This is a genomic window from Neobacillus driksii (assembly GCF_013409995.1).
GTDB classification, from domain to species: domain Bacteria; phylum Bacillota; class Bacilli; order Bacillales; family Cytobacillaceae; genus Neobacillus; species Neobacillus driksii.
Window position 1 is genome coordinate 292,086 of sequence record NZ_JACCBX010000008.1, and the last position, 8,158, is coordinate 300,243.

The following is an 8,158-nucleotide window of genomic DNA, read 5'->3' on the forward strand; positions in this document are numbered from 1 at the left end:
AATTTATTTTTTAACTGTATAATCTAAGTAAGAGAGCGACGGGGAGATGTACATATGAGGAGAGTAGAAATTAAACTTAAAGACCTTCTTAATGAGAGAGGCATAGAGCAAAAGAAACTTGCCGAAATGACCGGCTTAACTGAGCGTACAATAAGCGAACTAGTTAACAACAAGGTAAAACGTGTGCCTAAGGAAGCTCTGGAAAAGATTGCAGACGCATTGGATATCGACAAGATGAGCGACATTCTTACTTTCGTAAACGAAGAAACCGCGGAATAATTCCCGCGGCTTTTTTAATTGTTAACGACTATTTTAACGCCACTTAGAAGCGGTATTGACTTCGCTGGCTGCGCCGTTAACGACTGATTAAATTGCGTAAATGTTTCGGCTTGAAATATCTTAAACGGATATTCACCGTCAAGCGCGTACCTCTGATCCGATAATATTAAGATGTGAGGAAACGGCTTTGTCATAATTCCAGCATTATAAAAGTCGACATAACGGGCCAGTTTCTCCGACATCTGCTTATCGGAATAAAGCGTCTTTTGTACTTCTATAAAAAATGGCGTATTCCTATACATAGCGAAAATATCCGGCTCGGCATTGCCTTTACTGCCATATTTCGGCTCGACCAGAAAAGTTTCAAGCTTGCCGAGTTTCCGCATTTCTTTATATACATTCAAGATTGCGAGGAAATGTCCGATCTTGGCGCTGTTCTTCTTAATCTGCGACTCTGCTCCGAAATAAACGAACGGCTGAAAGCTAGTCGACCTCTGAATCTGTCCGTCTCGAAGTAACCGGAGCAAAACGGAATTTGCTGCCGTTGTAGGATTTTTAATGCCTGCAAAATGTAGTTCGGCAATGCTATCGCGATCCATCACACGGAATCTATTTAAGTCGCGAATAATTGCTTTATCGCGGCTGGTCAACATCGTAAAACACATCCTTCTCGGTTAATTCTTCGGTTTTGGTTGTCGGAATTTCCGACGTACTCGACCTCGCAAACAAATCCTTCCAGCCGTCTATTCGATATGCAGCGAGTATCTTATCCGCCTTCTCTTCCGTTAGATATGGCGCCTGCAGTTCGGTTAGTTCATCGCGTTTAATAAGGAATCGACCTGGCGTTTGCTTGCTAATGCGCTCACTGCCCGGTGTTCCGATTATCTTCGAGTTGGAGGCGTCAGTGGTCCGGAATCCCATTCGCACCGTTAACAGACCGCGAATCTTCGTATCTAGTATGTCGTGTGAAGGTCTTTGTAGCGACAGTATGCAGTAAATGCCTAGCGCCCGACCTAGCGAAACTATTTGAACGAGTTGCTTTTTCATTTCCTTGTCGTCCATGATCATTACGATCTCATCAATCGCAAGCAGGAAAAACGGAGTCTTTTCAGGCACTTTCGTAATGTGAGTGACCCGGTGTTTATTCAACAATTCGCCTCTTCGCTTCAATTCTCCGTGTATGTGCTTCAGCATTCGTGCCATGTCTTCCGGATAAACGCAGACACTTTTGACGTGCTCGACGTCCTTAAACAGAAAGAACTCGCTCATCTTTAAGTCGCCTAGGTAAATATGCAATTCGTCAGGCGTTCTATGCTGTATGAGAGTCGCCAGGATACTCCGGAGCTGTGTACTCTTACCAGCGCCAGGTTCGCCCGACACGAGGCAATTCGGCTCGGTAATGGCGTTATATACCATCCAGTTTCCTGCGCTATCCTTACCGCATACAATCGGCATTTCGAGCCCTTCGAGCTCCGGTAGTATCTTCGAATAATTGTAGGTGAGCTCCTTCGGCAGCTCTCCGTTATTAATCGTTAGGGTAAACCGTTTGATATCGCCATCAAGCTCGACGTTTTGACCGAAATATTGTTCGAATACATAGTAGTTCTTTTGCAAAAGTTTGGGATCGAGCCCATTTGGGAGTGTGAAGGTTACGGTAGTAGAGGTGTCATTGATAGATACATTGCGGATTTTGGGAAGGATTAAGCGTTCATTGCCGTCGCTCATTTTATAGGTTAAGTGAAGTCCGCCACTCTTAAAGGCTTTGACTAGTTTGCTACGCGTTTGTAATTTCGCCCATATGCTCATCGCAGCCACCTCAATAACGCGTTAGTTTCAAGGAAGAAGATAGCGAACAATATTGCAACGATTGGCACTACTAATTTCAGCGTTGTGCTCAGCCAAGTGATTCCGAAATCTTCCGCTGTCTTTTCTAATACAACAATCGTAATGAAGCTAGCTCCAGCGATTAATACTCCCGGTCCAAACAACATTTTGATTCCTCCTAATTTTCTGATAACTAAATTGTCTGATTATTTAAATATTCGCTTGGTTTCCCCGGACCCCCTTCCCTTCCTTCCCGCCTTCGGCTCATTCTTTAACAGATTTTCTTTTTCGCATATTGGCAGCGTCTAAGAGCCTTAAACTGCGGTAATCCTAATGAGTAGTTACTCGTTAATAAACTATGTAGGTACTTCAGTAATATTGCCTGTACCGACTAATTATTTACCGAATTGGCAAAAGACAACCTAAGAATTAGCGCCCTAGCTTGGCGCCTCTTCTGTTAAATAAAAAATGTCGTTGACTGGCCGTTTCACCTTTTCGCTAATCTGCAGCGCGATCTCGAGCGTAGGCTGTCGAGCTTCTTTTTCATACCGATTGTATTGATAGATGCTCAGCCCTAGAAAGTCTGCAAATTCCGTTTGATTCATGCGGTGATCGTGGCGTACTTCTTTGAGCCTGTTGTTTACTGGCATTGATGTCACCTCGTCTATTAATTCGACAAAATGCGGTTTATTTCCTTTTTTGGAGGTGGTTTGATTGATTGAATATATCGTATTTTTTGGGTTGCTTGCTGCGGGTTTGCTGGCATTCATATTATTCCCTAAAGCCGAGCCCATATATAACGAGCGCTTTAAATGCGAAAGTCCAATCGAGCGGCAGTTGTATGACGCATTGGAGAATCGTGGCTATGCGGTAACGTCACAGGTGCCATGCGGAAAGTATCGGATTGACTTGGCGTTAATTGGTCCGCGTATTGCGATTGAGTGCGATGGCAAGGCGTATCATTCCTCGCCTAAAGCAAAGGCTCGGGATCGTCGCAAGGATAAGTGCTTGACGGAGAATGGATGGAAAGTACTGCGGTTTACCGGTCGGCAGATAATGCGTGACATGGGGAACGTATTACAGCGTATTGAGGAAGTAATGAGTATACAGACGAAAAGCCCCGTCGATTGACGAGGCTATTTTTGCGTTTGCTGTTTTTGTAACTTTTCCATCAGCCTGGTTATCGCCAATTTCTCCGCAGCTTCCTCAGTATCTGCGTAACAATTATGTACACCGCAGGTACCATCGTGCGCCATCGCCATGTAACCTTCATCGTACTGAAAAATCCTTAACTTAATCGGTAACCTCTTCGAAATATAAGCCATCGTTTGATCGCCTCACTTTCCTACGTTAAGGAATTCGGTAGGCCCTGGACCATACCTGCGAGGAATTGAGAACGTTGTGTGTCCGTTACTTACCCTTCATTTTTTCAATAAGTAACTCAACTTCTTTCAGAAGATATTCTTCAATTTTAATTTCCCCTAAATATACTCGTTTTCTAATTTTTATTTTAGGTGTAGGTTGTTTCTCCACATTAGTCATCTCTGTAACAATTTTGGATGGCTCTCCGAATGTTCTTCAGCACCGGATTCCCTTTTTCCGTTTCCTCTTTAATCCATTGCCTCAATTCTTCCGAAGTTAGTCGCCACAACTCTGAATGGACCATAACGGTTGTATTGCCCGTTTTCGAAATACTTTTAAACACTTCTTTCCTCAGTCTCAATACTCTAAATCGTTTAAAGGTTTTGGATTGAGTAAGTTCGCTTCTACGGATAAACTTCGTCTTTTTAATCTCCATCGCTATCCCTCCTTTATTTCGCTTATTATATAGAAAGATTGTCTAGCGTGGTTAATCGTTATATTTGCGTCGGGATAGCGTTAAAGTTTGCGAATTGACGTCCGTGCTAGTTCATGTCTACGACCTTCACCGCAGTAACATCATCGAATTTAACGCGCTCGAACTCCCCAGGCTTCGTCTCAATCCGTAGCTGCTTCGTTATAGGGTCTACGTAGTGAATACGCCCTATAACCTCTGAAGTAAAACCGTCATTCCAAACGGTTAACTTTATTGCGTGATTATACTCCATCGCATATACAATACGCAGGTCGAACTCCTCCGTTTGGTACTCATCGAGAATAGGCTTAGCTTGGCGCGCTTGGTCCCGGTACATTTCGCGAGTCATAGCGAAGCCTTCAGGCATAAATGATGCAGGATTCCACTTAATTTTACCGCGGTCACGAATTGCCACATCGATCATCTCCTTCGTATTAATATTACTATTATATACGAACATTCGTTCTGTATGTATAAAAAAATAAAACGCCAGCCCATCGTAAGGCTGACGCATTGTTATAGTTATAAATATTTACGCAAGTTCTCCGCAATCTCTTCCTTATCGAGGTGTAGGTATTGGGTAGTGACGGCGAGATTACTATGGCCTAATGCTTTTGATATCTGCGCAATGTTAGCGCCTTTATTCAGCAATGACTTAGCGAACCCACGTCGCAGTGCATGCGGATTGATATTCTTTAGTCCGTACTGCTTAGCGTACTTATTCAAGCGCTTCTGTATGTTGTTATGCGTGGGGCTATTCGATATGATTCCGCCCTGCTTCGTAATAAATACGTAGTTATTCTTCACGCCATAAGCGCGCCTAACCGCCTCATTCTGTTTTATCAGAACGGTCAGCAGCCGACAAAGCGTATCATCGAACGGCAGTAGGAGCTCGGAATGATTCTTCATAATAGCGCCATCGAGTCGGAGCAGCTTCGCGCTAAAGTCTATGTGCTTATTTTCGAGCAGTACGATCGTGTTAATCCTTATGCCCGTCTTATACATCAATAGCGTGGCCGTGGCATCGCGTAATTGCACGAAGTCACCTAAATCTAGTACCGATAATAAAACCCGAATATCGCGCTCTGTGGCACCCTCTTTAATGCGCCCGTCGACCTTAACGTTAATCTTTTTCCAGAAGCGAGTCGCTATCCATCCGTTGTCAAAGCACCGCGACAGAAACGCCTTGAGGCACTTTACGCGAGTAAGCTTCGTTTGATTGCTTACGTCCATTCCCTCAAGCCAATCGTAAACATGGTCGGATGTGATTTCGTCAATGAACGTGAGCCCCGTGGCTGCTTCGAAATGCTTGACATATATGCCGTAATCACTAATAGTGCGCGGGCGATTTCCGCTTATCTCCATCTGGCGGACGATGGTTGCCAGCGCCCTCTCAATCGTTAAACGCTCCGCTTCCGATGTGGCTTTCGGAACTGGCGCAGGTAATGGCGCGAACAAATCGCCTAAATTTTCCTCGATAATAAAAACGTCTTTCTTTTTTGGCAAATAAAAAACCTCCTATTTCGCTACGTTGATTTCGGGTGCATTCGGTAAATTGACCGTTACACTGACCGATTCATTTAGCGTTATAGAAGGTTGACTTGACGGGCTTTAGCGCCCTTTTCCGAACGCACCTTAGAGGATTCGAACCTCTGACCGTACGCTTAGAAGGCGTATGCTCTATCCAGCTGAGCTAAAGGCGCATATATATATATGGCGGAGAAGGAGGGATTTGAACCCTCGCGCCGGTTACCCGACCTACACCCTTAGCAGGGGCGCCTCTTCAGCCTCTTGAGTACTTCCCCATAGACATAAAAATGGCTCCGCAGGTAGGACTCGAACCTACGACCGATCGGTTAACAGCCGATTGCTCTACCACTGAGCTACTGCGGAACAATGGAAAATTATTTTGCTTCCAAAAAATTCTGGTGGGCCTAAATGGACTCGAACCATCGACCTCACGCTTATCAGGCGTGCGCTCTAACCAGCTGAGCTATAGGCCCATATGGAGCGGGTGATGAGAATCGAACTCACAACATCAGCTTGGAAGGCTGAGGTTTTACCACTAAACTACACCCGCATTTCTAAAAATTGAAGACTTCTTCCTTACCACTTGGCTATGCTGCCTTTAAGCATGGCTGGGCTAGCTGGATTTGAACCAACGCATGTCGCAGTCAAAGTGCGATGCCTTACCGCTTGGCTATAGCCCAATAATAAAAATGAAATGGGGCGACTGATGGGAATCGAACCCACGAATGTCGGAACCACAATCCGATGCGTTAACCACTTCGCCACAATCGCCATCATGGTTATTTTCACCTTTGTGAAAAAACTTTGGTTATTTTGATTCGCAAAAAATTATGGTGGAGGGGGACGGATTCGAACCGCCGAACCCTGAGGGAGCGGATTTACAGTCCGCCGCGTTTAGCCACTTCGCTACCCCTCCACATAGGAGACCTTACTGATCATTACATTAAATGGTGGCTCAGGACGGAATCGAACCGCCGACACAAGGATTTTCAGTCCTTTGCTCTACCGACTGAGCTACTGAGCCACACAATCTATATCAACGGTAGTTAACCTACCGGGATAAAAATGGCGGTCCGGACGGGACTCGAACCCGCGACCTCCTGCGTGACAGGCAGGCATTCTAACCAACTGAACTACCGGACCATATTGCGGGGGCAGGATTTGAACCTACGACCTTCGGGTTATGAGCCCGACGAGCTACCAGACTGCTCCACCCCGCGACAATACTATTATTAAAATTAGCTAATGGCGGAGGAAGAGGGATTCGAACCCCCGCGCGGTTTAACCCGCCTGTCGGTTTTCAAGACCGATCCCTTCAGCCAGACTTGGGTATTCCTCCAGATAAATGGACCCTGTAGGACTCGAACCTACGACCGGACGGTTATGAGCCGTCTGCTCTAACCAGCTGAGCTAAGGGTCCATTAACACTAACATTAATAACAACATTAGTATTAATTTCATATATAGCGGCGGAGGGGATCGAACCCCCGACCTTACGGGTATGAACCGTACGCTCTAGCCAGCTGAGCTACACCGCCATTTTCAATAACTATAATGGAGCCTAGCGGGATCGAACCGCTGACCTCCTGCGTGCAAAGCAGGCGCTCTCCCAGCTGAGCTAAGGCCCCATGTTATTAATGTAATCTTCGACTGGTCGGGAAGACAGGATTCGAACCTGCGACCCCTTGGTCCCAAACCAAGTGCTCTACCAAGCTGAGCTACTTCCCGTAAAATATGGCGCGCCCGAAAGGAGTCGAACCCATAACCTTCTGATCCGTAGTCAGACGCTCTATCCAATTGAGCTACGGGCGCATTATATTGAAAGTTGCTTTCGCTATCTCAAAAAAACTCTTATATATTTTGCTTCGCAAAAATCTTTGGTTATTTTTCTCGGAAAAATAACCTGGTGCCGAGGACCGGAATCGAACCGGTACGGTAGTCACCTACCGCAGGATTTTAAGTCCTGTGCGTCTGCCAGTTCCGCCACCCCGGCACTATTGGAGCGGAAGACGGGATTCGAACCCGCGACCCCCACCTTGGCAAGGTGGTGTTCTACCACTGAACTACTTCCGCACAAATTTATATGGTGCGGGTGAAGGGAGTCGAACCCCCACGCCTTGCGGCGCCAGATCCTAAGTCTGGTGCGTCTGCCAATTCCGCCACACCCGCATTTTAAAAGTTATATTGCGGCGCAAAAAACTTTGGTGAGCCATGAAGGACTCGAACCTTCGACCATCTGATTAAAAGTCAGATGCTCTACCAACTGAGCTAATGGCTCAAACAAAAATGGTGCCGGCTAGAGGACTTGAACCCCCAACCTACTGATTACAAGTCAGTTGCTCTACCAATTGAGCTAAACCGGCACATATTATGGTGGAGGATGACGGGATCGAACCGCCGACCCTCTGCTTGTAAGGCAGATGCTCTCCCAGCTGAGCTAATCCTCCATATAAAGGAAAGTTATTTTTGCTAAAGAAAAAACAATGGTGACCCCTACGGGATTCGAACCCGTGTTACCTCCGTGAAAGGGAGGTGTCTTAACCACTTGACCAAGGGGCCAATCAAAAATTCACAAAATAAAAACCCCAAAGGGGCAATGCCTGGCAACGTCCTACTCTCACAGGGACAAAGTCCCAACTACCATCGGCGCTGAGAAGCTTAACTTCCGTGTTCGGTATGGGAACGGGTGTG

The 8,158-nt window shown here is 46.0% G+C and carries 10 protein-coding genes, 24 tRNA genes and 1 rRNA gene; 2 read left to right on the top strand and 33 right to left on the bottom strand.

Annotated features, from left to right (window positions below; all coding sequences use genetic code 11):
- Nucleotides 1-54: 54 nt before the first annotated feature.
- Complete coding sequence (locus F4694_RS19610; protein WP_179601045.1) at nt 55-279, top strand: helix-turn-helix domain-containing protein; 225 nt, start codon at nt 55-57, stop codon at nt 277-279.
- A 14-nt stretch (nt 280-293) separates the two neighbouring features.
- Here the strand turns inward: F4694_RS19610 and F4694_RS19615 are convergent, their stop codons facing one another.
- The 4 genes from F4694_RS19615 to F4694_RS32730 form a co-directional block, all read right to left on the bottom strand.
- Entirely contained in the window at nt 294-932 is a 639-nt protein-coding gene (locus F4694_RS19615) for a hypothetical protein (protein WP_179601047.1), read from the bottom strand.
- On the bottom strand, nt 913-2,085 hold the full coding sequence (locus F4694_RS19620) for an FtsK/SpoIIIE domain-containing protein (protein ID WP_179601049.1): 1,173 nt from the start codon (nt 2,083-2,085) through the stop codon (nt 913-915). Before F4694_RS19620 ends, F4694_RS19615 begins: the two co-directional genes overlap by 20 nt.
- Complete coding sequence (locus F4694_RS19625) at nt 2,082-2,270, bottom strand: hypothetical protein (protein ID WP_179601051.1); 189 nt, start codon at nt 2,268-2,270, stop codon at nt 2,082-2,084. The genes F4694_RS19620 and F4694_RS19625 overlap by 4 nt, the downstream gene beginning before the upstream one ends.
- 270 nt (nt 2,271-2,540) lie before the next feature.
- The gene (locus tag F4694_RS32730; protein ID WP_306458498.1) at nt 2,541-2,897 is read right to left on the bottom strand and encodes a helix-turn-helix transcriptional regulator; all 357 of its coding nucleotides are present in this window, start codon (nt 2,895-2,897) and stop codon (nt 2,541-2,543) included.
- On the opposite strand from F4694_RS32730, the gene F4694_RS19635 reads away from it, so the two are divergent.
- Entirely contained in the window at nt 2,818-3,234 is a 417-nt protein-coding gene (locus tag F4694_RS19635; RefSeq protein WP_179601055.1) for an endonuclease domain-containing protein, read from the top strand. The two genes, F4694_RS32730 and F4694_RS19635, sit on opposite strands and share 80 nt — an antisense overlap.
- A 5-nt stretch (nt 3,235-3,239) precedes the next feature.
- Here the strand turns inward: F4694_RS19635 and F4694_RS19640 are convergent, their stop codons facing one another.
- From F4694_RS19640 to rrf, 29 genes are all read right to left on the bottom strand, one after another.
- The gene (locus F4694_RS19640) at nt 3,240-3,428 is read right to left on the bottom strand and encodes a hypothetical protein (protein WP_179601057.1); all 189 of its coding nucleotides are present in this window, start codon (nt 3,426-3,428) and stop codon (nt 3,240-3,242) included.
- Between the two features lie 209 nt (nt 3,429-3,637).
- Nucleotides 3,638-3,901 (bottom strand): hypothetical protein, encoded by a 264-nt coding sequence (locus F4694_RS19645; protein ID WP_179600498.1) that lies wholly within the window; start codon nt 3,899-3,901, stop codon nt 3,638-3,640.
- A gap of 106 nt (nt 3,902-4,007) precedes the next feature.
- Nucleotides 4,008-4,451 carry a YolD-like family protein gene (locus F4694_RS19650; RefSeq protein ID WP_257029312.1) on the bottom strand — a complete coding sequence of 148 codons (444 nt, stop codon included), beginning with the start codon at nt 4,449-4,451 and terminating at the stop codon, nt 4,008-4,010.
- An 8-nt stretch (nt 4,452-4,459) separates the two neighbouring features.
- Nucleotides 4,460-5,443: a tyrosine-type recombinase/integrase gene (locus tag F4694_RS19655; RefSeq protein WP_179601059.1), complete on the bottom strand. Its 984-nt coding sequence runs from the start codon at nt 5,441-5,443 to the stop codon at nt 4,460-4,462.
- A gap of 123 nt (nt 5,444-5,566) precedes the next feature.
- Nucleotides 5,567-5,640 (bottom strand) — tRNA-Arg (locus F4694_RS19660).
- Between the two features lie 11 nt (nt 5,641-5,651).
- Nucleotides 5,652-5,742: transfer RNA gene (locus F4694_RS19665), tRNA-Ser, on the bottom strand.
- A gap of 13 nt (nt 5,743-5,755) precedes the next feature.
- Nucleotides 5,756-5,830, bottom strand: a tRNA-Asn gene (locus F4694_RS19670).
- Nucleotides 5,831-5,863: 33 nt separating this feature from the next.
- Nucleotides 5,864-5,940 (bottom strand) — tRNA-Ile (locus F4694_RS19675).
- A 3-nt stretch (nt 5,941-5,943) separates the two neighbouring features.
- Nucleotides 5,944-6,017: transfer RNA gene (locus F4694_RS19680), tRNA-Gly, on the bottom strand.
- A 55-nt stretch (nt 6,018-6,072) separates the two neighbouring features.
- A tRNA-Gln gene (locus F4694_RS19685) sits at nt 6,073-6,147 on the bottom strand.
- Nucleotides 6,148-6,162: 15 nt separating this feature from the next.
- Nucleotides 6,163-6,238 (bottom strand) — tRNA-His (locus F4694_RS19690).
- Nucleotides 6,239-6,298: 60 nt separating this feature from the next.
- Nucleotides 6,299-6,383, bottom strand: a tRNA-Tyr gene (locus F4694_RS19695).
- 32 nt (nt 6,384-6,415) lie between these two features.
- A tRNA-Phe gene (locus tag F4694_RS19700) sits at nt 6,416-6,491 on the bottom strand.
- Between the two features lie 42 nt (nt 6,492-6,533).
- Nucleotides 6,534-6,610, bottom strand: a tRNA-Asp gene (locus F4694_RS19705).
- Nucleotides 6,611-6,613: 3 nt separating this feature from the next.
- A tRNA-Met gene (locus F4694_RS19710) sits at nt 6,614-6,687 on the bottom strand.
- A gap of 26 nt (nt 6,688-6,713) precedes the next feature.
- Nucleotides 6,714-6,806, bottom strand: a tRNA-Ser gene (locus F4694_RS19715).
- A gap of 7 nt (nt 6,807-6,813) precedes the next feature.
- Nucleotides 6,814-6,887, bottom strand: a tRNA-Ile gene (locus F4694_RS19720).
- A 44-nt stretch (nt 6,888-6,931) separates the two neighbouring features.
- Nucleotides 6,932-7,005: transfer RNA gene (locus F4694_RS19725), tRNA-Met, on the bottom strand.
- A 17-nt stretch (nt 7,006-7,022) separates the two neighbouring features.
- Nucleotides 7,023-7,095 (bottom strand) — tRNA-Ala (locus F4694_RS19730).
- A 23-nt stretch (nt 7,096-7,118) separates the two neighbouring features.
- A tRNA-Pro gene (locus F4694_RS19735) sits at nt 7,119-7,195 on the bottom strand.
- Between the two features lie 7 nt (nt 7,196-7,202).
- Nucleotides 7,203-7,279 (bottom strand) — tRNA-Arg (locus F4694_RS19740).
- A gap of 92 nt (nt 7,280-7,371) precedes the next feature.
- Nucleotides 7,372-7,460 (bottom strand) — tRNA-Leu (locus tag F4694_RS19745).
- Between the two features lie 5 nt (nt 7,461-7,465).
- A tRNA-Gly gene (locus tag F4694_RS19750) sits at nt 7,466-7,540 on the bottom strand.
- A gap of 11 nt (nt 7,541-7,551) precedes the next feature.
- Nucleotides 7,552-7,636: transfer RNA gene (locus F4694_RS19755), tRNA-Leu, on the bottom strand.
- Nucleotides 7,637-7,669: 33 nt separating this feature from the next.
- A tRNA-Lys gene (locus tag F4694_RS19760) sits at nt 7,670-7,745 on the bottom strand.
- Between the two features lie 9 nt (nt 7,746-7,754).
- Nucleotides 7,755-7,830: transfer RNA gene (locus F4694_RS19765), tRNA-Thr, on the bottom strand.
- 8 nt (nt 7,831-7,838) lie between these two features.
- Nucleotides 7,839-7,914: transfer RNA gene (locus F4694_RS19770), tRNA-Val, on the bottom strand.
- Nucleotides 7,915-7,951: 37 nt separating this feature from the next.
- Nucleotides 7,952-8,026, bottom strand: a tRNA-Glu gene (locus F4694_RS19775).
- Between the two features lie 39 nt (nt 8,027-8,065).
- Nucleotides 8,066-8,158: ribosomal RNA gene (gene rrf / locus F4694_RS19780) — 5S ribosomal RNA — on the bottom strand; the annotation flags it as partial.

Coding starts and splice junctions, on each gene's coding strand:
- F4694_RS19650 (WP_257029312.1), bottom strand. CDS start 4,451: ATGCGTCAGCCTTACGATGGGCTGGCGTTTTATTTTTTTATACATACA.
- F4694_RS19610 (WP_179601045.1), top strand. CDS start 55: ATGAGGAGAGTAGAAATTAAACTTAAAGACCTTCTTAATGAGAGAGGC.
- F4694_RS19645 (WP_179600498.1), bottom strand. CDS start 3,901: ATGGAGATTAAAAAGACGAAGTTTATCCGTAGAAGCGAACTTACTCAA.
- F4694_RS32730 (WP_306458498.1), bottom strand. CDS start 2,897: ATGGGCTCGGCTTTAGGGAATAATATGAATGCCAGCAAACCCGCAGCA.
- F4694_RS19615 (WP_179601047.1), bottom strand. CDS start 932: ATGTTGACCAGCCGCGATAAAGCAATTATTCGCGACTTAAATAGATTC.
- F4694_RS19620 (WP_179601049.1), bottom strand. CDS start 2,085: ATGAGCATATGGGCGAAATTACAAACGCGTAGCAAACTAGTCAAAGCC.
- F4694_RS19625 (WP_179601051.1), bottom strand. CDS start 2,270: ATGTTGTTTGGACCGGGAGTATTAATCGCTGGAGCTAGCTTCATTACG.
- F4694_RS19640 (WP_179601057.1), bottom strand. CDS start 3,428: ATGGCTTATATTTCGAAGAGGTTACCGATTAAGTTAAGGATTTTTCAG.